The sequence below is a fragment of the uncultured Thiodictyon sp. genome, from assembly GCA_903837595.1.
Taxonomy (GTDB): domain Bacteria; phylum Pseudomonadota; class Gammaproteobacteria; order Chromatiales; family Chromatiaceae; genus Thiodictyon.
Genome location: CAILVI010000275.1, coordinates 1 through 23,122 on the forward strand (window position 1 = coordinate 1; position 23,122 = coordinate 23,122).

Here is a 23,122-nt window from a genome sequence, read left to right on the forward strand (position 1 = left end):
CCGGGCACGGTGACGCCGACCCTGGCGAACGGCGCAATCAACGTTGACACCAGCACGGTCATCGACTGGAGCGATGCCACCGACACCGATTCCGGCGACCGCCTGGTCTATTATCTCTATCTTGGCACCGATACCGATCCGCCGCTGGTGTATAGCGGCTGGGCCAGCACCTACACCCCGCCGATCCCACTGGCGCCGCTCGCAACCTATACCTGGAAGCTGGTCACGCGCGACAGCCAGGGCGGCGAGTCGGCCAGCGGTCCCTGGACCTTCACTACCCTTAACCAACCCCCGACCGCGGTGATCAATGCCAGTGTGAGCGAGGCCATCGTCTCTTTCACCGCGACGCTCACGGATGCCTCGATCTCGACCGATGACCCCATCGCCTCGCGCAAATGGGATCTCGGCTGTAATGGCTCGGTCGAGGCGACCAGCACCACCACAACCGTGACCGTGAGCACCGCAGGCGAGGTCCGCGTCTGTCTGGAGGTCACCGATACGCACGGCGCCGTCAGCAGCACGACCAAGTCGCTGTTTGGGCGACTCGACACCGATCGCGACGGGGTCTTCGATAATATCGATAATTGCCCGACCACGGCGAACGCCGATCAATACGACCAGGACGGTGATGGGCTCGGCGATGTCTGCGACACGGACCGGGACGGCGATGGCGTACCCAATACCACCGATGTCTTCCCCGATGACCGCCGCTATAGTGCCGACACCGACGGCGACGGTATCGCGGACAATTGGGAGATCGCTCAATTCGGCAACCTGACGACGGCGACCGCCACCTCGGACTATGACGGTGACGGCAGTTCGGACAAGGACGAGTTCCTGTACGACGCGAATCCGAAACTGGTGCCGGCGCGCCTGCCGAGCGCACCCATCGCGGCCGGCTCGGATCATAACCTGGCCCAGCGGGCCGATGGCCGCGTCTGGGGCTGGGGGTTCAACAGCAACGGGCAGACCGGGGATGGTACCCAGAGCAATCGTGGTTTTGCCGGCTTCGTGCGGCTGACCGCCACCGATCAACTGGTGACTGCGGTGGCCGTCGCCGCAGGAACCGACCACTCGCTTGCACTGGCGTCGACCGGCCGGGTGCTCGGCTGGGGCTACAACGGGTACGGCCAACTCGGCGACGGCACCTATACCCGTCGCCCCTACCCGGTGGTGGTCACGGATGCATCCGGCACCCCCCTGACCGGGGTCGTGGCGGTCGCCGCGGGCGCCCACCACAGCCTCGCATTGATGGGCGACAGCACCCTGCTGGCCTGGGGCTATAACGGATACGGCCAACTGGGCGACGCCACCACAGTCAGTAAGGCTAACCCCGTGCGCGTGCAAGACGGGGCCGGCCAACCGTTGCGCGGCATCATCGCCATCGCGGCGGGCGAGAACTACAGCCTGGCCCTACGCAGCGACGGCACCGTCTGGGCTTGGGGCTACAACTATTACGGTCAGGTCGGGGACGATACGAGCACCAGCCGCGCCCTGCCCCAGCGCGTGCTCGGTGCACGCAGCCGGCCGATCACCGGCATCCAGGCGATTGCCGCGGGTTTCACCCACGCGCTGGCCCTGCGCGCGGACGAGACCCTGGTGGGTTGGGGCCGCGATACCTATGGTCAGGTGGGAGACGGCTCGATGCTGGACCTGCACCATGCGATGCCGGTGATGGACGCGCTAGGCGCCCCGGTGACCGGGTTGCAGGCGATCAGCGCGGGCGAGTCGCACAGCCTCGCCTTGACCACCGGCGGCGCCGTACTGGCCTGGGGCCGCAACAACGTCGGTCAACTCGGTGACGGCTCGGCGACTGACCGGGCGACCCCGACTGCGATCGGGCTCACGGGTATCACCGGGGTCGCAGCCGGTTTTGAGCACAGCCTGGCGGTGGCGGCGGACCGGACCGCCTATACCTGGGGCAAGAATGGTCAGTATCAGCTGGGCGACGGGACCCTGAGCGACCGCCGCACCCCCAGCCGGGTACTGGATGCCGGGTTGGTGCCCATCCGGCCGGTCGGGGCTCCGTCGACTGACCCCAACCTCGACAGCGACGGCGACGGCGTGCCCGATGCCGCTGATCGCTTCCCCTTCGATGCGCGCTATCAGAGCGACACGGACGCCGACGGGCTCGCGGATGAGTGGGAGTTGGCCCACTTCGGCAACCTGACCACGGCCGGGGCGGCCACCGACAGCGACGGCGATGGGGTCGCGGACGTGGAGGAACTGGCACACAACTCGGACCCCCGCGTTGCGCCCCCGATTCAATCCGATGCGGTGATCGCCGCCGGCGGGTCCCACTCCCTGGCGCTACGGCACGACGGCGGGGTCCTGACCTGGGGCTACAACGGCTATGGCCAGTTGGGCGACGGAACCACCAACGCCCAATCGTTCCCGCTGTTGATCTCCGCGCTCACGAATGTGCGGGCCCTGGCGGCCGGCGAGAATCACAGCCTGACCCTGACCGCCGACGGCCGCGTCTGGGCCATGGGCTACAACGGCTACGGCCAGTTGGGGGACGCCAGCACGACCGGCCGGTCGTTGCCCGTGCAGGTGCGCGACGCGAGCAGCGCGCCGCTGACCGGGATCATCGCCATCGCGGCCGGCCAGTACCACAGCCTGGCACTGCGCGCCGACGGGACCGTCTGGAGTTGGGGCTACAACGGCTATGGCCAACTCGGCAGCGGGGACACCACGAGCACGTCGGCGGCCCAACGGGTGCGCGACGCCAATGGGGTGGAGATCAGCGGCATCGTGCGGATCGCGGCGGGTGACAACTTCAATCTGGCCCTGCGTGCGGACGGCAAGGTCCTGGCCTGGGGCTATAACGGCTATGGTCAACTCGGTGACGGAACCACCGTGACCCGCTACCGCCCGGTGCCGGCGATCGACCGCAACGGCTTACCACTGAGCGCGGTGGCCAAGCTTGCCGCGGGCCGCAATCACGCCCTGGCCCTGACCAGCGGCGGCGAGGTGCTGGCCTGGGGCTACAACGGTCAGGGCCAACTCGCAGACGGCTCCACCACCAATCGCCCCCGGGCGGATCGGACCTTCGGGGACGATCAGTTCCCGCTGGGCGCGATCACCGACCTCGCCGCGGGGCGGGACCATGGCCTCGCGATCACGGCGGGTGGGGCCGTGCTGAGCTGGGGCATCAACGACAACGGGCAGCTCGGCGCCCATATCCTGGACTATTCGAGCGTCGCGGTGGCCATCGCCGGAGTGACCAATGCGGTGCGCGTCGCCGCGGGCAGCGGCCACAGCCTGGCCCTGCGGGCTGAGGGAACCCTGCTGGCCTGGGGCGACAATGTCTCAGGGCAGGTTGGCGACGGCACCCAGTGGGACCGGCCGGCGGCAGTCGCGGTCTTGGACGGGAATCTGGAGCGGATCGACAACCTGGGTCAGGCCGGTCTGGCCGACAGCGACGCTGACGGCACACCGGACAGCAGCGACCCCTTCCCCTACGACGCACGCTATCGCACCGACAGCGATCGCGATGGTCTGCCGGACGAATGGGAGCAGGCCCACTTCGCCAACCTGACCGCCGCCGCCAACCGCGACAGTGACGCCGACGGCGTGAGCGATGCGGATGAATTCGCCCACGGCTCAGACCCGGGCGTCAGTCCCGCGCGCCGGGGCCAACCGCTGGCCGCCGGTGGATACCACAGCCTGGCGCTGCGTCTCGACGGGACCGTGCTCGCCTGGGGCGCCGATTATTATGGTCAACTGGGCGACGGCGGCAACGCCGATCAAGGCAGTCCGAAGCTGATCGGGGGTGTGAGCAACATCATCGCGGTGGCGGCCGGGCAGTACCACAGCCTGGCGTTGGGGCGCGATGGCCATCTCTGGGCCTGGGGTTACAACGCCAACGGCCAACTGGGGGACGGGAGTACCACCAATCGCAGCACCCCGGTGGCGGTGCGCGACAGCCTGGGCAACCCGGTGGTGGGGATCATCGCAATGGCCGCCGGTGATTCCTTCAGCCTGGCGCTGCGTGCCGACGGCACGGTGCTGGCCTGGGGTTACAACGGCTACGGGCAGTTGGGCGACGGCAGCACCACCCAAAGCAGCGTACCGCGCCTGCTGCGGGAGCAGAACGGTGGGGCGATCACGGGGATCATCGCCATCGGCGCCGGCAGCAACCACGGCGTCGCGCTCAAGGCCAACGGGCAGCTGCTCGGCTGGGGCGCCAATGGTTCCGGCCAGCTCGGCGACGATACCAATACCGGACGTTACCGGGCGATACCGGCGCTCGATGCCGAGCACCAGGCGCTCGCGACGGTCGTCAGCGTGTCGGCCCAGGGCGACTTCACCCTGGTGCGGCGCGCCGATGGCCATGCCCTGGCCTGGGGCAACAACGGCTACGGTCAGTTGGGCGACGGCAGCACGCGCGCCCGCGGCTACCCGCTGCCAACGCTCAATGGCGACTACGTTCCCTTGACTGCCATCGCCGCGCTCACCGGGGGTTGGCATCACAGTCTGGCCCTGACCCGGACCGGCCGCCTGCTCGCCTGGGGTGAGGACAGCCAGGGCCAGTTGGGTGACGGCAACTGGGCCAATCGCTTCAGTGCGGGTGCCGTACGCAACCAGTCCGGTGGTGAACTGGCCGGGGTTCGGCTAATCGCGGCCGGTGGCTATCACAATCTGGCGCTCTTGGCGGACGGCACCCTGGTCGCCTGGGGCGACAACAGCAACGGGCAGCTCGGTGACGGCACGAGCACCGATGAACCGTGGGCGGTCGCGGTGCGCGACGGCAACGGCGATCCGCTCTCGCGCGTCGGTCAGCCAGGCGACGCGGCCGACCCGACGCTCGACAGCGACGGCGACGGCGTGCCCGATGCAACCGATGCCTTCCCTTACGATGCCCGCTACCGCAGCGATACGGACCACGACGGCTTGGCGGACGAATGGGAACTGGCCCATTTCGGCAACCTGACCGCGGCCAACGGCACCACGGACAGCGACGTCGACGGCATCAGCGACCGCGACGAGCAGGACCACGGCTCCGACCCGCGGGTCGCCCCACCGATCGCAGCCTCCGGCGTCATCGCCAGCGGCCTCAACCACAGCCTGGCGCTACAGCACGACGGCAGCATCCTGGCCTGGGGTTACAACGGTTATGGCCAGCTCGGTGATGGGACGAGCGTCAATCGCGCCTTCCCGGTGCGTATCACCGGGCTGTCGAACGTCCGCGCCCTGGCCGTCGGCGACAATCACAGCCTCGCGCTGTCCGCGGACGGACGGGTCTGGGCCTGGGGCTACAACGGCTACGGACAACTCGGCCGCGGGACCACGACCAGCAGCCCGCTTCCGGTTGCGGTGCTGACCGCCTCCGGCAACCCGCTCGTCGGCATCATCGCCATTGGCGTGGGGGCCAACCATTGTCTGGCGCTGGCGGCTGACGGCACGCTCTGGGCCTGGGGCGCCAACAGCAACGGCCAGCTCAACGACGGCACCAACACCAACCGCAGCCTGGCGCAGCAGGTGCGCGATGCCAACGGCAGCCCCCTCGTTGGCATCAGTGCCATCGCGCTCGGCACCGACCACAGCCTGGCCCTGAAGCGCGACGGGCGCGTGTTGGCCTGGGGCTACAACGGCTACGGCCAACTCGGCGACAACACCACGACCGGCCGCACACGGGCGCGGCTCGTCCTCGCAGACGGTTACCAGGCGCTGACCGGCATCGTCGCCATTGCCGCCGGGGGCAGCCACAGTCTGGCATTGAACCGGGACGGCCACGCGCTCGCCTGGGGTTACAACGGCTTTGGACAGCTCGGTGACGGCAGCCTGACGAACCGTTACCTGCCCGCGTGGGTCACGGACGCGAACGGATTTCCATTGCAGGGGGTCCGGGCGATCACCGCCGGGCAGAACCACAGCCTCGCCCTGGACACCACCACCCACCTGCTCGCTTGGGGCCGCAACGACCAAGGGCAACTGGGGGACGGCGGTTGGACCGATCGGCGCTCGCCGGCGAGTGTCATTGATGTCAATGGCAATCAGCCGTCACAGGTGCAGGTCATCGCCGCGGGCGGTTCCCACAACCTGGCATCGCGCGCTGACGGAACCCTGCTGGGCTGGGGCGACAACGGTTACGGACAGGTCGGGGATGGCACCCAGTGGGACCGGCCACAGGCGGTTGCGGTGTGGGACGGCAACCTGGAGAACATCGGCAACGTCGGCCAGCCCGGTGCGACTGACAGCGACGGCGATGGCGCACCCGACCTGAGCGATGCCTTCCCCTACGACGCACGCTATCGCTCCGACACCGATCACGACGGCTTGTCGGATGAGTGGGAACGGTCCCATTTCGGCAACCTGAGCGGCACCGCGGACCGCGACAGCGACGGCGACGGTGTGAGTGACGGGGATGAGTTCATGCACGATTCCGATCCGGGCGTCGCCCCGGCGCGCCAGGGCCAGCCGATCGCCGCCGGCGGTTATCACAGCCTGGCGCTGCGGCGCGACGGGACGGTGCTCGCGTGGGGTTACAACGCCTACGGACAAGTGGGCGACGGCACCACGGTCAGCAAAGCCAATCCGAAGCAGGTCCCGGGCCTAAGCAATATCATCGGTTTGGCGGCCGGGCTACACCACAGCCTGGCGCTGACGCGGGACGGCAGTGTCTGGGCTTGGGGCTATAACAGCAATGGCCAATTGGGCGACGGCACCACCACCAGCCGCAGCGCGCCAGTCGCAGTAGGTGACGGCCTGGGCCACCCCTTGGCGGGGATCATCGCGCTTGCCGCCGGAGACTACTTCAGCCTGGCTTTGCGCGCCGACGGCACCGTACTCGTCTGGGGTTACAACGGGTACGGGCAGTTGGGCGACGGCAGTACCACCCAAAGCACCGCACCGCGCCTGCTGCTGGAGCAGAACGGCGGGGCGATCACACGGATCGTCGCCATCGGTGCCGGCAGCAACCACGCCCTCGGACTCAAGGGCGACGGGCAGCTGCTCGGCTGGGGTGCCAACGGCTCCGGGCAGCTCGGCGACGATACCAGCACCACCCATTACCGGGCGGTGGCGGCGCTCGATGCCGCGCACCGACCGCTCGCCACGGTGACGGGCCTGTCGGCCCAGGGCGATTTCACCTTGGCGCGTCTGGCCGATGGCCGGGTGTTGGCCTGGGGCTATAACGGCTACGGCCAGTTGGGAGATGGCAGCACCCGCGGCCGTGGTTTCCCACTGCCGGTCGTCGATACCGGATATAGCCCGTTGAACGCCATCGCTACCATCGCCGGGGGCTGGCGTCATGGTCTGGCCTTGACCTGGACCGGGGGCGTGCTGGCCTGGGGCGAAGACAGCCAGGGTGAGTTGGGCGACGGCAACTGGGTCAACCGCGCCAGCGCGGGCGCAGTCCATAACGCCGCCGGGGGCGGTCTCACCGGGGTGCGGGTCATCGCGGCGGGCGGCTACCACAGCCTGGCACTCCTCAACGACGGCACCCTGCTGGCCTGGGGCGACAACAGCGACGGCCAGCTCGGCAGCGGCGTCGTCGGGGTCGATCAGCGCCTACCGGCGCTGGTCACGAACGCCGCGGGCCAACCGATCGCGAACCTGGGCAGTACCATGAACGACATGGACGCAGACGGCATTCTCGATGCGCAGGACAACTGCCCAACAGTTGCCAATCCCGCGCAGGGGGACCTCGACGGGGACGGCCTGGGCGACGCCTGCGACCTGGACGAGGACGGCGACGGTTTGAGCACTACGGACGAGATCGCCTACGGCACCAACCCACGCAATCCGGACAGCGACGCCGACGGTATGCCAGATGGTTGGGAGGTTGCCCACGGACTCGACCCGCTGCTCGACGATGCACGGGGCGACATGGACCATGACGGTGCGCGCAATCTGCTTGAATATCAGTGCGGAACAGATCCCGCTAAGCAGCGGGACATACCGATGCTGCTGCTGCCCAACAGGAGTGGCTGGCGGGCGATTCTACCTTGATCCTGGGGTGGGGCTCAGGTGCCGAGCGCGAGCACTGGTGCCCGGGCGCGGTCAGGGTCGGCGGCCCCGGCCGCCACGGCAAGCCCAGCTGTTGAAATGACTTCAGCAAGAGCGGCAGGCCCAGCCGGGGCGACGCCTGCCGCTCGACCGGCTGGTCAAAGGCTCCTTTGCTTACAACCTGGCCAGCCAGGCATCCACGGCGGCCTCGATCTGGTTGTAGGCCGTCTCGCCGGCATCGCGGCCACGGCCATAGGGGTCTGCGATCTCGCCCCCGGACCAGTGCCCCAGCAGATAGACCTTGCCGGCGGCGGTTGGGGCCAATTCCAGCAGGTGACGACGCTGCGCCTGTTCCATCACCAGCACCAGGTTTGCCCAGCGAATCAACTCGGGTGTGATCACCCTGGACTCATGGGCCGAGAGGTCCAATCCATGCTCCGCCGCCACCAGACAGGTTGTCTCATCCGCCGGATCGCGCAGGCCCGCCATCAGCCCGGCCGAGGCGACCTCGATCGTCCTCCCGGCACGCGCCAGACGCACACGCAACAGCGCCTCCGCCAGTGGACTGCGGCAGAGGTTTCCGGTACAAACAACGAGTAAATGGCGGAACATCAAGGAACGCTCAGGTCGGGCACTGGGTGACTGGGACTGACAAGCAGGATGGTCAGGGGTCTTGCGGTAGGGCGTTCTTGAGATACGGGCAGGCGCGATGGGCGCCTGACCCAACTAAAATCCTACCCCGGGGCGGCGGCACTGCCGCAGCCCCGGGTCGGTCTTACTTGATCTCGCCCTGGAGCAGGGTGAGGATCCGTTGCGCGGATGGTGACGCATCGCGTTTGCCGCTGGCACCCAGGACACTGACACGCGTCTCCTGGCCACTGCCTTCCACCTTGATCTGATATTCCTTCACCGGATCGATTTCGGACTTGCGCCAGAAGGCCAAGCGGTCCCCCCAGGTACGCTTCTTCGCCGCCGCCCCGGCGTCCGCATCCTCATAGCGCACGAAATAGACACCGCGGCTCATGTCCCGATCCTTCACCGCGAATCCCGCGCGATCCAGGGCCGCACCGGTGGTTCGCCAGCCACGCTGGAACTCGTCCGCGATCACCAGCACCGGCGCACCGCCATCACTCACCAGATGCGAACTGCCGCCCCCCGGTCGCGCGCCGGTGCCGGCATTGGTGGGCGCTGCGACGGCCAATGCGGCCGCTGCCTTCTTGTTGGGCGCACCCAAGTACAGCATCAGGCGGCGCATCATCTCGGCTTCCTTACCGGGATCGTTTTTGCCGGGCTGCCAGACGGTGCGTTTACTGTCACCCAGGGTGCCGGTCTCGATCTTCTCCTCCATTCCCTTGTGCGTCAGATGGACCTCCGTGGTCCCCGGCTTGGAGCCGGCCTCCATGCGAACGGTATATTGGTCACGGGTGGCCGTCGCATAGAGGCCATCGGCCACCTTGCGAATCATCTTGGTGACGAAATCGGTCGGAACCTCCGCCCGGTTCTCGATCCAATCGGTCTTCATCACCCCGACCGCCGGATTCTGGTCGACCAGCAGAATGCCCTGCTCCCGCCAGAACGCCACCACGCGCGGCCAGACCGCCGGCGGGATTGCCCCAACCTCCAGCCAACGCGAATCGCCGCTGCGGCGCAATTCCACGTTCTCAACCGCCGGCAGGACCGCGCCGCTGCCCGCGGCTGGCTGGCCAGCCTGCTGCCGCTGGGCACGACCGCCCGCGTACTGCGAATAGGTGGCACCGCCGCCGGCCGTCGGGACATCCATTGCGTCGTCGAAGTTCGCGCTCTTCAGATCCGGGGGCAGTTCCAGGTTCTCCTCGGCCAGGCGACTCTTTTTATAGGCGACGCTCTGACCAGGCAGCATCTCTTGGAGCGTGGCGGAACTACATCCGGCCATCCCGTAGACGACCGGCAATGACAGAAGCAACAGGACGGCGGGGCCGCCCAGGACACAGGAGGGTCTCAAGGTCTTGGGCCTCTCGATGGATAGGCGGGGCGGACCGCGTGTACGCTGTCCCGAATCAAAGGACACCCGCCTGTTGCAGGGCTGAGCGCACACGCGCATGGTAAGGCTCAGAGAGCCAGGTCAAGGGGAGTCGGATACCAACCCCGCAGAGCCCCAACTCGACTGCGCCCCATTTTACAGGGATCGGATTGGACTGCACGAACAAGTCCCGGTGCAGCGCAGCGAGACGCTGATCAATCGCGCGGGCGGCGAGGCGATCCCCCACGAGTGCGGCCTGACACATCGCCTGCATCAGCCGCGGGGCCAGATTGGCGGTGACCGAGATCCCGCCGTCACCGCCCAGCAACAGAAAATCGCAGGTCGTCGCATCGTCTCCGCTGTAGAGGGCAAAGCCCTCGCCGCAGGCCGCACGCAGGATCGCCACCCGCTTCAAATCCCCGGTTGCATCCTTGATCCCGATGATATTTGGGACCTCGGACAGACGCGCCACCGTCTCCGGCAACATATCGCAGGCGGTGCGCCCCGGAACATTGTAGAGGATCTGCGGGAGATCGACCGCCTCGGCGACCGCACGGTGGTGCAGATAGAGCCCTTCCTGGGTCGGCTTGTTGTAGTAGGGAGTGACCAGCAGGGCCGCGTCGGCCCCGACTTCCTTGGCACACCGGGTGAGCGTGATGGCCTCCCGGGTAGAGTTCGCCCCGGTTCCGGCGATCACCGGGACCCGACCGGCGGCCAGCTCCACGGTGCGGGCGATCACCCGACAATGCTCGGACTCGTCCAGCGTCGCCGACTCCCCGGTGGTGCCCACCGCAACGATGGCGGTGGTCCCGGCTTCGACATGAAAGTCGACCAGACGCTTCAGGCTCGCGTCATCGAGCCCACCATCGGCGTCCATGGGCGTAATCAGGGCTACGATACTGCCGCGCAACATGCTTGAAGCTCCAGTTGGGTGGGAAAGCAGCTCATGGTAGCCCGCGCCCACCCATCGGGACAACTGTCACCGGAACGCGGCCTGACACAACCCGAGCAGCGCCGCCGGAAACAGGCCCAGGAACAGGATGGCGAGCCCGTTGACGGTCATGGTCGCCCGCACGGCGCAGGTGGTCACGATGGGCACGGCAGTGGTCGGCTGGTCGAAATAGATAAACTTAACGACCCGCAGGTAGTAGAAGGCCCCGATGATCGAGAAAAATACCGCCACCAGGGCCAGCCACACCATGTCGACCCGCACCACTGCCTCAAGCACCAGCAGTTTTCCCATGAAACCAACCGTCGGCGGCACGCCGGCGGCGGAGAACATCAGCAACGCCATCATCGCCGCGTACCAGGGGTCGCGTTCGTTCAGCCCCTTGAGATCCTCCAGCTTCTCGGCGTCGAACCCCTCGCGGCTGAGAATGATGAGGATGCCGAAGGCCCCCGCCGACATCAGTGCATAGATGAGGGTGTAGAACATGGCGGCGGCATAGCCCTGTGCCGACCCCGCCAGCAGCCCCAGGAAGATGAATCCGACGTGCGAGATGGTCGAGTAGCCGAACATCCGTTTGATGTTGGTTTGGGCGATCGCGGCGACGTTGCCGAGCCCGATGGACGCCACCGCCAGGATCACCAGCATCCCCTGCCAGTCCGTGTGCAGGGCGCTCAGCCCCTCCACCAGCATCCGCACGGTCATGGCGAAGGCCGCCACCTTGGGGGCCGAGCTCACGAACAGCGCGACCGGGGTGGGTGCCCCCTCGTAGATGTCCGGCACCCACATGTGGAAGGGGACGGCACCAAACTTGAACCCAATCCCGATCACCAGGAAGGCGATACCGAACACCAACACCTTGTTGGAGGTGCCCTGTTCCGCCACCGCACGCGCCACCGCCCCCAACTCGATGGAGCCCGTGGCGCCATAGATCATCGATATACCGTAGAGCAAGAGACCTGAGCCAAGCGCGCCGAGGACAAAATATTTCATGGCCGCCTCGGACCCACCCTTGGAATCACGGTCAAAGGCCACGAGCGCGTAGAGGGACAACGCCAGCAGTTCCAGCCCGAGATAGAGGGTCAGGAAGGTATTGGCCGAGATCATCACCAACATGCCGAGCACGGCACAGAGCGCCAGCACATAATACTCGCCCGCCAAGAGGCTGCGGTCCTTCAGCCATGGGCGGGCGTAGATGAAGGCCAGCGCGGACAGGATCAGCGCGGCGGCCTTCAGCACGTCGCTCATCAGGTCGCGCACCACGTTGCCGTCGAAGGCGAGCACCCGCCCTCCCCCGCCGACCAGACCGGTAAGCGCGAACGCCACCAGCAGCCCCACGAGGGCCAAGGCGTGGTTGACGCCCTTGTCTTTCTCCTTGAGATAGAGGTCGCCCACCAACACGACAGCGGCGGTGATAAGGATCGCAATCTCCGGGAGCACCGGCAGCAGATTGGCGGAGTTAAATGTCATGGGCATAGTCCGTAGCGACGGGCGCCCGGTTGGCCATCCCTGGCCCAGGGACCGGGCGTGCACCGGGCGGTTGAAAAGGGGACATCAGGCTAGGGCGCCAGTGACGCCACCGGGGCCGGCTTGCCCCGCAGGCACGCGGCTGCCTCCGCAGTCGGCAGCTTGCACGCGCCCACCTGCACGACCAAGTTCTGCACCGTGGTGTGCATCACGTTCACCAGCGGGGCGGGCCACAGCCCGAACGCCAGGACCGCCGCCGCCAAGGCGCCGAGGTTGAATATCTCACGGCCATTCACGTCCTGGAGCGCGGCCACCTTGGGGTTCCCCACCTCGCCGAAGACCACCCGCTTCACCATCCAAAGGGTAAAGGCGGCAGCCAACACCAGCGTGGTTGCGGCCAGGAAGGCAAACCAGAAATCGGCGCGGAAGGCGGCAAGGATCACCATGAACTCACCGACAAAGCCCGAGGTACCCGGGAGCCCGGCGTTGGACATGGCGAAGAACACCAGGAAGGCGCCGAACCAGGGCATGGTATTGATCACCCCGCCGTAGTCGGCGATCTGCCGCGAATGGACGCGGTCATAGAGTACGCCGACGCACAGGAACAAGGCCCCGGAGATGAACCCGTGGGAGACCATCTGGACCATACCGCCTTCGATCCCCATCACCGAGCCGGCACTTCCCCCGGTGTGACGCACAATCGAGAAGACGATAAAGAAGCCCAGCGTGACGAACCCCATGTGCGCAATCGACGAATACGCAATGAGCTTCTTCATGTCCTGCTGCACGAGCGCAACGAAACCGATATAGATCACCGCAATCAGTGACATGGCGATGATCAGCCAATCCAGCGAGGCGCTGGCGTCGGGCGCGATCGGCAGGCTGAACCGCAGAAAGCCATAGCCCCCGATCTTCAGCATGATCGCCGCCAGGATCACCGATCCCCCGGTCGGGGCCTCGACATGGGCGTCCGGCAACCAGGTGTGCACCGGGAACATCGGGACCTTGACCGCGAAGGCGAGCAGGAATGCAATGAAGATCAACACCTGGGCGGTCATACCCAGCTCCAGGGCATGGAAATCGAGGATACTGAAGCTACCGGCCTTGAAATAGAGGTAGATCAGGGCGACCAGCATGAACACCGAGCCGAAGAAGGTGAAGAGGAAAAACTTGATGGTGGCATAGACCCGATTAGGCCCGCCCCAGACCCCGATAATGATAAACATTGGGATCAGCATAGCTTCCCAAAGGACATAGAAGAGCAGTGCATCAAGGGCCGCAAAGACCCCGACCATGATCCCCTCCATGATCAGGAAGGCGGCCAGATACTGGGAGGGTCGATACCGGATCACATCCCAGCCGGCCACCACCACGAAGATGGTCACGAAGGTCGTGAGCACGATCAGCGGCATGGAGATCCCGTCCACGCCCAGGTAATAGAACACCTTGACGCTCGGTATCCACGAAACATGCTCGACGAACTGCATCTTTGCCGTCGTGCTGTCGAACCCGATCCACAGACCCAGGCTCACGACAAAGGTCAGCACCGCGAACGTCAGTGCCATCCATCGACTTAAGCTACGGTTGCCATCGCCGCTCGCGAGTACGGCGATGCCGCCCGCGATGGGCAGCCAGATGATCAGCGTCAGCAGGGGGAAACCCGATTCCATCGTCTTGTGTCTCCTGGGTCAGAGGGCCACGAAGATCGTCAACAGGCCGACGAGCCCGACGATCATGGCGATGGCGTAGTGATAGAGAAGGCCGGTCTGCAGGCGGCTCATGAGTCCTGCCAAGCGCCCGACGGAATGCGCCGACCCGTTCACAATGGCACCGTCGATCAGGACTTGATCGCCGCCCTTCCAGAACACCCGGCCGACCGACTGACTGCCCCCACCGAAGACGCGTTGGTTGAAGTCGTCGCAACCATACTTGTTCTCCAGCACCCAGGTGATCGGGCCGCCGTATTTCTGGATCTGCTCGTCGATCCGCGGGTTGAAGGAATGAACAAACCACCAGATCAGGCCGGCAATGACCGTGCCGCTCATGCTCAGGTAGAAGACCTCGGAATGCAGCCCGTGGAGCATGTATTGCAAGGGCCCATGAAAATCGTCGCGAATCTTCATCAGGGTATCGTGCGCCGGCGCCACCGTGATCGCGTCCTTGAACCAATCTCCAACCAGCAGCGGTTCGATGGCCATCCAGCCGCTGACGGCGGAGAGCACGGCCAGCAGCACCAACGGCACCGTCACCACCCAGGGCGACTCGTGCAAGTGGTGGCGGGTGTGTTCATCCATGCGCTCCTTGCCATGGAAGACCAGGAAATACAGCCGGAAACTGTACAGAGCGGTGACGACGACGCCGATGGTCAGCAGGATCTCCGCATAGTGGGCGCCGTAGATCGTCGAGTCTTCGACTGCCTCAATAATGGCATCCTTGGAGAATGAACCTGCCAACCCGGGGAACCCGGTGAGTGCCAGGGTACCGACCAGGAAGGTGATCCAGGTGATCGGCAGATACTTGCGCAGGCCGCCCATGGTGCGGATGTCCTGGACATGGTGCATCGCCAAAATCACTGAGCCGGCAGCCAGGAACAACAAGGCTTTGAAGAAGGCATGGGTCATCAGATGAAAGATGCCAGCCGCGTAGGCCGAGGCGCCCATCGCCGTGACCATATAGCCCAACTGCGACAGGGTCGAGTAGGCAATGACCCGCTTGATGTCGCTCTGCACGAGACCAATCAGGCCGGTGAACAAGGCCGTGGTGGCGCCGATGATCATCACGAACGACAGCGCCGTTTCCGAGAGTTCATACAGGGGCGACATCCGCGCCAACATGAAGACGCCGGCGGTGACCATGGTGGCCGCATGGATCAAGGCGGAAATCGGCGTCGGACCTTCCATGGAGTCAGGCAGCCACACATGCAGCGGCACCTGCGCGGATTTGCCCATGGCACCGATGAAGAGCAGCACACAGATCAGGGTCATCAGTGAGACCCCGCCGAACACCGCGACCTGGGTCTGAGCGAACTGCGGTGCACGGGCGAAGACCTGCGCATAGTCCATGGAGCTAAAGTACATGGCGACTGCGGCAATCCCTAAGATAAACCCAAAGTCGCCCACGCGGTTGACCAGGAACGCCTTGAGGTTGGCAAAGATCGCCGACTCGCGCACCGACCAGAAGCCGATCAGCAGATAGGAGACTAGCCCCACCGCCTCCCACCCGAAGAACAACTGCATGAAATTGTTGGACATGACCAACATCAACATGGAGAAGGTGAAGAGCGAGATATAGGAGAAGAAACGCTGATAGCTGTTGGTGCCGACCTTGGAGTCGTGCGGCCAATTGTGCTCGTCATCGGCCATATAGCCGATGGTGTAGAGATGCACCATGAGCGAGACGAAGGTCACGGTGGCCATCATCAGGACGGTCAACCGATCCACCAGGAAGCCGACCTCGAAGCGGATGCCGTCGGAGACCATCCAGGTATAGAGGGCACCATTGAAGGGGGCCTGCCCGTGCCAGATGAACCGCGACAGGACATAGAGCGAAAGCGCGGCGGAAACGCTCACGCCTAATATGCTCACCGAGTGCGCGCCGCGCCGGCCGATCCGCCCGCCGAAAAATCCGGCGACGATGGCGCCGATCAGGGGCGCGAGCACGATGGTCAGGTAGACTTTTTCCATCTCACGTTGGCTCTTTCGCTTAGGTTCGCCGTCACCAGGACTGCCAAGTCTTGTACGGCGGACAGTAAATGGACAGGATTAACAGGCCGTCTCTCGTTCCCACGCTCCGCGTGGGAATGCAGTCTTGGCCGCTCCAGCGGCCCGTAGGCGCACGCGACATTGGAGCGCCTGGCTACGGCGGGGTCATGACTAACCCTTGAGCGAATCGAGGTCATCGACGTTGATGGTCCGCCGGTTACGGAACAGCACCACCAGGATCGCCAACCCGATCGCCGCCTCGGCCGCCGCCACGGTCAGGATGAAGAACACAAAGACCTGCCCCGTGATGTCGTGACGAAAGTGCGAGAAGGCGACGAAGTTGGTATTCACCGCCAACAGGATCAACTCGATACACATCAGCAGGACAATCACGTTCTTGCGATTGAGAAAGACCCCCGCGACCCCGATGCAGAACAGGATGGCGGCCACAATCAGATAGTCGGACAGTGCGATCATGGCGGCTACTCCTTGGTCTCGGCCAGGGTCTCAACAGGGGTTTCAAGTGGACCCACCGAGGCCATCTTCACGATCCGGATACGATCCGGACCCTTCTTCACCCGCGACTGCGCCGCTGGATCGATGGTCTTGGTATCGGCGCGACGGCGCAGCGTGAGTCGGATAGCCGCGACGATCGCAACCAGAAGGAGCACCGCGGCCAACTCGACGGGATAGACATAGGTCGTATAGAGCGACATCCCCAAGTCATGCGTATTGTTCACCGCGACGCCGGCCGCGGCGGGTTGCGGGAATCGGTCCAGGCCGAAATTTTTCGGCCCGACGATCCACAGGATCTCGGCCAGCATCAGCAAGGCCACCGCGGCACCGACCGGCAGGTATCTGATAAAGCCCGCCCTCAGGGTGGCAATATCGATATCCAGCATCATCACCACGAACAGGAACAGCACCATCACCGCGCCGACATACACGAGGATCAGTACAATCCCCAAGAATTCGGCCTCCAGCAAAATCCACAGGGCGGCGCTGCTCACGAAGGTGACCACCATCCACAGCACCGCATGCACGGGGTTGCGTCGGCTGATCACCAGCCCCGCCGAGGCGAGCGCGACGGCCGCGAAGCAGTAGAATAGAAATTTCTCAAAGCCCATGGATGAATCCAACGCAGTGGGTTAGCCGGGGTGACACGATGCGGTGAGACTAGCGGTATGGCGCATCGGCGGCGCGGGCCGCAGCGATCTGCGCCTCGTATTGATCGCCGATGGCGAGCAGTTTCTCCTTGGTCATGATGTTCTCACCCTGTGCCTCGAAGTGGTACTCGTAGACCCCGGTCTCGACGATGGAGTCCACCGGGCAGGACTCCTCACAAAACCCGCAATAGATGCACTTGAAGAGGTCGATGTCATAGCGCGTCGTGCGCCGCGAACCGTCGGCCCGGACCTCCGCCTCGATCGTGATGGCAAGTGCCGGGCAGGTGGCCTCGCACAGCTTGCACGCGATGCAGCGCTCTTCCCCATTGGGGTAGCGCCGCAGTGCGTGCAACCCCCGGAACCGGGGTGAGATCGGGGCCTTCTCCTCGGGGTACTGGACGGTGAACTTACGCTTGAAAAAATAGGTTCCGGTGACCCGCAGTCCCTTGAATAGCTCAAAGAGAAACAGGCTCTGGATATAGTCGCGCGCGGTCTTCAGCATGAGTGGCTCCTGGGCATCTGGTGGGTCATCTAGGCAGACCACCAGGGCGGCAACTTAGTGACGACGGCACCGGCCACCACCAGAATCCAGACGATCGTGATCGGTATGAATACCTTCCAGCCCAGGCGCATGATCTGATCGTAGCGGTAACGCGGGAAGGTGGCACGCAACCACAGGAACAGGAACATGAAGCCGAAGGTCTTCAGCAACAGCCAGTGGAAGCCATTGTCCAGCCCAATGACCCCGTGCACCCAGGCCTGCGGAAAGGGCGAGAGCCAGCCGCCCAGGAACATGATGGCCGACAGGGCCGAGATCAGGATCATGTTCGCGTATTCCGCCAGGAAGAACACCGCGAAGCCCATGCCGGAGTATTCCACATGGAAACCCGCGACGATCTCCGACTCCCCTTCCGCCACGTCGAAGGGCGCGCGGTTGGTTTCCGCCACACCGGAGATCACGTAGACCCCGAAGAGCGGCAGCAGGGGCAACCAGAACCAGGTCAGCACATTGCCTGACTGGGCGCGCACGATATCCCCCAGATTGAGGCTGCCCGCCGCCACCAGCACGCCCACCAGGGCGAACCCCATGGCAATCTCGTAGGCGACCATCTGCGCGGCGGACCGCATGGCCCCGAGTAGTGCATATTTCGAGTTGGAGGCCCAACCAGCAATGATGATGCCATAGACGCCCAGCGAGCTCAGGGACAGGATATAGAGCAGGCCCGCATTGATATCGGCGACCACCAGACCGTCATCGAAGGGGAACACCGCCCAAGCGGCGATGGCCGGGACGATCGCAATCAATGGCGCAATGAGAAAGAGTGTCCGATCCGCCTTGGTGGGCAGCACGATCTCCTTCATCATCAACTTGACGGCATCGGCGATGGGTTGGAGCAATCCGCGCCAGCCGACCCGGTTGGGCCCGATGCGCACCTGCATGTAGCCGATCACCTTGCGCTCGGCCAAGGTGTAATAGGCGACCAAGCCCAGCAAGGGCAACACGATCGCGATGATCTTCAGCAGGATCTGGACCACCAGCGGCAAGGCATTCCACAGCTCGATCATTGGCCGCTACTCCGCCTTCACAATGCTGATAGGGGCGAACTGATCGCCGAGGGTCTCGCTGCCCGGGACACCCGCGGGGATGCGTGCGCAGCCGAATGGTACGCGTTGATCAATCAGAACCCGGGTGCGTACCACCGGCCCGTCCTGGCTCACCTCGACCACATCGCCCGCGGCCAAACCCAGGTCCGCCGCCTGTGCAGCGTTAAGCCAAACACCGATGGTCGCGAGACCCGCGGTCCGCTGCAATGGACCGCAGCGGCGCACCAGTGGATCGATCGCATAGGGCGGGACATCGCCCAGTCGGACCAGACCCTCGCCGACCCCCAAGGGCGCCACCCCGAGCTCAGCCACCGGGGTATTGTCGAGCGGCGCCGCGGCGCACTGGGTCGCCAGCTCAGTGCGGATCTCGGCCGTGTCGCGATACTCAAAGCCTTGAAGATCGAGCAGATTACCTAGCACCCGCAAGATCTTCCAACCGGGGCGCGCCGACCCGGGAGGGGGCACGGCACCCTGAAAACTCTGCCAGGTCCCAGCGGCGTTCACGAAGGTCCCGGAGGTCTCGGCGAAGGCGCCAATCGGCAGCAGTACATCCGCCACCGACTCCAGCGATTCCGAGCGGAAGGCACTGGCGGCGACAACGAAGTCGGCCTGGGCCAGTGCGTCCATCGCGAGCCGCGGATTGCCCAGATCGAGATCCGGCTCCAGCCCCCAGAGGACCACAGTCCGGCACGGTGCCGCCAAGATGTCCGAGACCGGCAGCCCCCGCCGGGCGGCCGGCTCCCCCCCGGGCAGGACCCCGGGCAAGGCCCCCGCCAGCGCGGCACCGACGCTGTTGGCGGCGGCCGGCAGATAGCCGACCTTGCACCGGGTGAAGCCGGCGATCACATAGGCCAGCGCCTTAAGCAAGGTGTAATCCGGGTGCGCGGCGGCCAAGGCACCGAGCAGGATCAGACCAATGTCGTTACCGCCAGCGCTGCGCAAAGACGCGGCGATCGCTTGGTGCTCCGCGCTGGGTTTGACCCCCGCGATGACGTTGCGCAGGATGCCGAACCCGCTCGCCCCCAGCGCCGCGGCGATGGCCGCCAGCTCCCCCACCATCCCGGCCGGCCCTTGAGCCAACTGAGTCGCCGGATGGGTCAGGTCGACCCGCGCCGGATTGACCAGAGTGAGACTGCCGTCGGCCAGCACCGCCTGTCGCAGCCGATGGGCCAGCAGCGGGTGTTCCGCGCGGATATCGCTGCCGATCAACAGCACCGACTCCTGGGATTGGAGCTCGGGAATGCTCACCCCGAGCCATGGCAGCCGTGGATCGGCACCCTCACCGCGGAAGTCACGCTGGCGCAGGCGATGATCGATGTTCGGGCAGCCCAAGCCCCGGGCGATGCCTTGGGCCAAATACATCTCTTCCAACGTCGCGTTGGGGGCGATGAGCCAGCCGGTGGCGTGCGCATCGGCGGCCTTGAGTCGCTCGGCGACCAGGGTCAGGGCCTCGGTCCACTCCACGGCCACCCAGCGGCCCTCGCGCTTCACCAGCGGCTCGGTCAGCCGGTCGGCCCCATTGAGGCCCACGTAACTGAAGCGGTCGCGATCCGAGAGCCAGGTCTCGTTGACCGTCTCGTTATCGCGCGGGTGAACGCGCATCACCTGACCGCGGCGCACATGCAACCGCAGGTTGGAGCCGACGCCGTCGTGCGGGGCGATCCCGTCGCGCGCGGTGAGTTCCCAGGCGCGGGCGGTAAAACGCGATGGCTTGGCGGTCAAGGCCCCCACCGGGCAGAGGTCGATGATGTTGCCTGAAAGCTCGTGGGTCAGGGGATGATCCACATAGGTACCGATGCGCATCCACTCGCCGCGACCGGTCCCGCCCAGCTCACGCAGCCCAGCGATCTCTGCCCCAAACCGCACACAGCGGGTACACTGGATGCAGCGGGTCATGTCCGTGGCGATCAGTGGCCCCAAGTCCTCGTCCATGACCACGCGCTTGCCCTCGGTAAAGCGCGAGCAATCGGCGCCATAGCCCATGGCCACGTCTTGGAGTTCACACTCCCCCCCCTGGTCGCAGATCGGGCAATCTAGCGGGTGGTTGATCAGCAGGAACTCCATCACCGAGCGCTGCGCCTCGATCGCCTTGGGCGAGCGGGTCTGTACCTTCATGCCGGGAAAGACCGGCGTCGCACAGGCCGGCACCGGCTTCGGGAATGGGCGCCCGCCCTGCTCCGCCTCCACCAGACACATCCGGCAATTGGCGGCGATAGACAGCTTCTTGTGATAGCAGAAGCGCGGGATCGAGATACCCTCGCGGTCGGCGACCGCAATGATCATCTCCCCGGGTGACGCCTCACAGGCGCGACCGTTGATCTCGATAGTGAGCGTATCCGTCATTGCGGTCTCTCGGTGTGCGGCTCATTCGTCCAGGACCAGGCGCTCGGGATGCGAAACTCAGGCCGCATGGCTCGCCCCACGCTCGATCAGCTGCACGAACTCGTCCCGATAGTGCTTGAGGAAACTCTGCACCGGCATGGCCGCCGCATCCCCCAAGGCGCAGATGGTCCGCCCACCGATCCGTCCGGCAACACTCTCCAGCAGGTCCAGGTCCGCCGGGCGTCCCTGGCCCGCCGCAATGCGCCCCACCACCCGCGCCAGCCAGCCGGTACCCTCCCGACACGGGGTGCATTGACCGCAGGACTCACGCATATAGAAATTGGACAGGTTGGCCAGGACCTTGACCATGCAGGTGCCCTCCGCGATCACGATCACCGCCCCGGAGCCCAGCATCGAACCCACCTTGGTGATGGAGTCGTAGTCCATATCCGTCTCCATCATGAGGTCTCCCGGCACCACCGGCACCGAGGACCCGCCGGGGATCACGGCCTTGAGCGCCCGCCCGTCCTTGACGCCACCGGCCATCGCCAGCAGGTCGCGGAACGGGGTGCCGAGCGACACCTCGACATTGCATGGATTGTTCACATGTCCGCTGATGGAGAAGAGCTTGGTCCCGCCGTTATTGGGCCGCCCCTGATCCAGGAACCATTGGCCACCGCGCTCCAGGATCACCGGCACCGAGGCCAGGGTCTCGGTGTTGTTGATGGTGGTGGGCCGGCCATAGAGACCGCACTGGGCCGGAAACGGGGGCTTATAACGGGGCTGTCCCTTCTTGCCCTCGATGGACTCGATGAGTGCCGTCTCTTCCCCGCAGACATAGGCGCCGGCGCCGGCGTGGGTATAGAGATCGAAGTCCACCCCGGAACCCTGGATGTCGCGCCCCAGCAGCCCCGCCGCATAGGCCTCCTGCAACGCACCCTCAAAGCAGGCAATCGGCTCAAAGAACTCACCGCGGATATAGTTGTAACCCACCGTGGCACCGATACAGTAGCCGGCGATGGCCATGCCCTCGACCACCTGGTGCGGATTGAATCGCAGGATATCGCGATCCTTGCAGGTGCCCGGCTCGCCCTCGTCCGAATTGCAGATGATGTATTTCTGCCCCGGCGCATTACGCGGCATGAAGCTCCATTTGAGCCCAGTCGGGAAACCGGCGCCACCGCGGCCGCGCAGATTGGACAGCTTCAACTCCTCGATCACGGTCGAGGGGTCCACCTTGTCCCGCAGGATACGTTCCCACTGCGCATAACCGCCCAGGCGGCGATAGGCCGCCAGGGTGCAGCGCTCATCCGCCGGCAGATGCAGGGTGCGCAAGCATACAGTATTCTGTTGCTGGTTCAGGGCCATGGACATCACTCCAATCCCTCGATCAGCGTGTCCAGAGCGGCCGCCGACAGCTTCTCGTGGTAGGTCTTGCCGATCAACACCGCCGGGGCGTCCCGACAGGCCCCCAGACACTCCACCTCTTTGAAGGTGAAGCGACCGTCCGCGCTGATCTCACCGGGCTTGACCCGGTACTTGTACTCCACATGATGAATCAAGTCTTCAGAGCCGTTGAGCATGCAGGAAATACTGTTACAGATGCAGACCTTATGCGGCGCGGTCGGTTTGAGATCGTACATGCCATAGAAGGTTGCGACCTCATAGACCGCGACCTCGGGCATATCGAGATAGGCCGCCACCTCATCCATGAGTTCCCGGCTCAACCAACCGCCATTGGACTCCTGGACGAGCGCCAGGGCCGGCATCACCGCCGATTGTTTCCACTCGCCCGGGTATTTGGCCACATGCGAATCGATTGCGGCACGGATCTCGGGGGTCAAGAGGGTCGCCTGGTCCCGGTCGCGGATCACGGCCAGCGGGGCATCACGGAAGCTCATCAGCGGTCGATCTCCCCAAATACAATGTCAAGCGTCCCGATGATGGCCACCACGTCTGCCAG

General features: G+C 65.2%; 13 protein-coding genes and 4 pseudogenes. 4 read left to right on the forward strand and 13 right to left on the reverse strand.

Annotation, left to right across the window (positions count from 1 at the left end; all coding sequences use genetic code 11):
• Positions 1–546: 546 nt before the first annotated feature.
• The 4 pseudogenes from QZY44_RS35790 to QZY44_RS15115 all read left to right on the forward strand — a co-directional run.
• Positions 547–681, forward strand: a pseudogene (locus QZY44_RS35790) (thrombospondin type 3 repeat-containing protein); the annotation flags it as partial.
• Between the two features lie 180 nt (positions 682–861).
• Positions 862–7,542: pseudogene (locus tag QZY44_RS15105) on the forward strand (hypothetical protein); the annotation flags it as partial.
• Positions 7,543–7,578: 36 nt separating this feature from the next.
• Positions 7,579–7,683, forward strand: a pseudogene (locus QZY44_RS15110) (thrombospondin type 3 repeat-containing protein); the annotation flags it as partial.
• Positions 7,684–7,692: 9 nt separating this feature from the next.
• Positions 7,693–7,956 (forward strand): annotated as a pseudogene (locus tag QZY44_RS15115) (hypothetical protein); the annotation flags it as partial.
• A 171-nt stretch (positions 7,957–8,127) separates the two neighbouring features.
• On the opposite strand, the gene QZY44_RS15120 reads toward QZY44_RS15115, so the two are convergent.
• The 13 genes from QZY44_RS15120 to QZY44_RS15180 all read right to left on the reverse strand — a co-directional run bounded on the left by QZY44_RS15120 (position 8,128) and on the right by QZY44_RS15180 (position 23,060).
• On the reverse strand, positions 8,128–8,565 hold the full coding sequence (locus tag QZY44_RS15120) for a low molecular weight protein-tyrosine-phosphatase (protein WP_295447643.1): 438 nt from the start codon (positions 8,563–8,565) through the stop codon (positions 8,128–8,130).
• A gap of 163 nt (positions 8,566–8,728) precedes the next feature.
• Positions 8,729–9,934: an outer membrane protein assembly factor BamC gene (gene bamC / locus QZY44_RS15125; protein ID WP_295447647.1), complete on the reverse strand. Its 1,206-nt coding sequence runs from the start codon at positions 9,932–9,934 to the stop codon at positions 8,729–8,731.
• A 55-nt stretch (positions 9,935–9,989) separates the two neighbouring features.
• Positions 9,990–10,865: a 4-hydroxy-tetrahydrodipicolinate synthase gene (gene dapA, locus QZY44_RS15130; protein WP_295447650.1), complete on the reverse strand. Its 876-nt coding sequence runs from the start codon at positions 10,863–10,865 to the stop codon at positions 9,990–9,992.
• Positions 10,866–10,931: 66 nt separating this feature from the next.
• Positions 10,932–12,368, reverse strand: a complete 1,437-nt coding sequence (gene nuoN, locus QZY44_RS15135; protein ID WP_295447653.1) for an NADH-quinone oxidoreductase subunit NuoN — start codon at positions 12,366–12,368, stop codon at positions 10,932–10,934.
• An 89-nt stretch (positions 12,369–12,457) separates the two neighbouring features.
• On the reverse strand, positions 12,458–14,035 hold the full coding sequence (locus tag QZY44_RS15140; protein ID WP_295447656.1) for an NADH-quinone oxidoreductase subunit M: 1,578 nt from the start codon (positions 14,033–14,035) through the stop codon (positions 12,458–12,460).
• 18 nt (positions 14,036–14,053) lie between these two features.
• Positions 14,054–16,048, reverse strand: coding sequence for an NADH-quinone oxidoreductase subunit L (gene nuoL, locus QZY44_RS15145; protein ID WP_295447659.1), 1,995 nt, complete (start codon positions 16,046–16,048; stop codon positions 14,054–14,056).
• 189 nt (positions 16,049–16,237) lie between these two features.
• Positions 16,238–16,543 (reverse strand): NADH-quinone oxidoreductase subunit NuoK, encoded by a 306-nt coding sequence (gene nuoK / locus QZY44_RS15150; protein WP_295447663.1) that lies wholly within the window; start codon positions 16,541–16,543, stop codon positions 16,238–16,240.
• Positions 16,544–16,548: 5 nt separating this feature from the next.
• Complete coding sequence (locus QZY44_RS15155) at positions 16,549–17,193, reverse strand: NADH-quinone oxidoreductase subunit J (RefSeq protein WP_295447666.1); 645 nt, start codon at positions 17,191–17,193, stop codon at positions 16,549–16,551.
• Between the two features lie 49 nt (positions 17,194–17,242).
• Positions 17,243–17,734 carry an NADH-quinone oxidoreductase subunit NuoI gene (nuoI, locus tag QZY44_RS15160; RefSeq protein ID WP_295447669.1) on the reverse strand — a complete coding sequence of 164 codons (492 nt, stop codon included), beginning with the start codon at positions 17,732–17,734 and terminating at the stop codon, positions 17,243–17,245.
• Positions 17,735–17,763: 29 nt separating this feature from the next.
• Positions 17,764–18,798: an NADH-quinone oxidoreductase subunit NuoH gene (nuoH, locus tag QZY44_RS15165; protein WP_295447672.1), complete on the reverse strand. Its 1,035-nt coding sequence runs from the start codon at positions 18,796–18,798 to the stop codon at positions 17,764–17,766.
• Positions 18,799–18,804: 6 nt separating this feature from the next.
• Complete coding sequence (gene nuoG / locus QZY44_RS15170; RefSeq protein ID WP_295447675.1) at positions 18,805–21,180, reverse strand: NADH-quinone oxidoreductase subunit NuoG; 2,376 nt, start codon at positions 21,178–21,180, stop codon at positions 18,805–18,807.
• A gap of 57 nt (positions 21,181–21,237) precedes the next feature.
• Positions 21,238–22,521, reverse strand: coding sequence for an NADH-quinone oxidoreductase subunit NuoF (gene nuoF / locus QZY44_RS15175; RefSeq protein WP_295447685.1), 1,284 nt, complete (start codon positions 22,519–22,521; stop codon positions 21,238–21,240).
• Positions 22,522–22,532: 11 nt separating this feature from the next.
• A complete protein-coding gene (locus QZY44_RS15180) occupies positions 22,533–23,060 on the reverse strand; it encodes an NAD(P)H-dependent oxidoreductase subunit E (RefSeq protein WP_295447679.1) in 528 nt (175 codons plus the stop codon).
• Positions 23,061–23,122 lie beyond the last annotated feature (62 nt).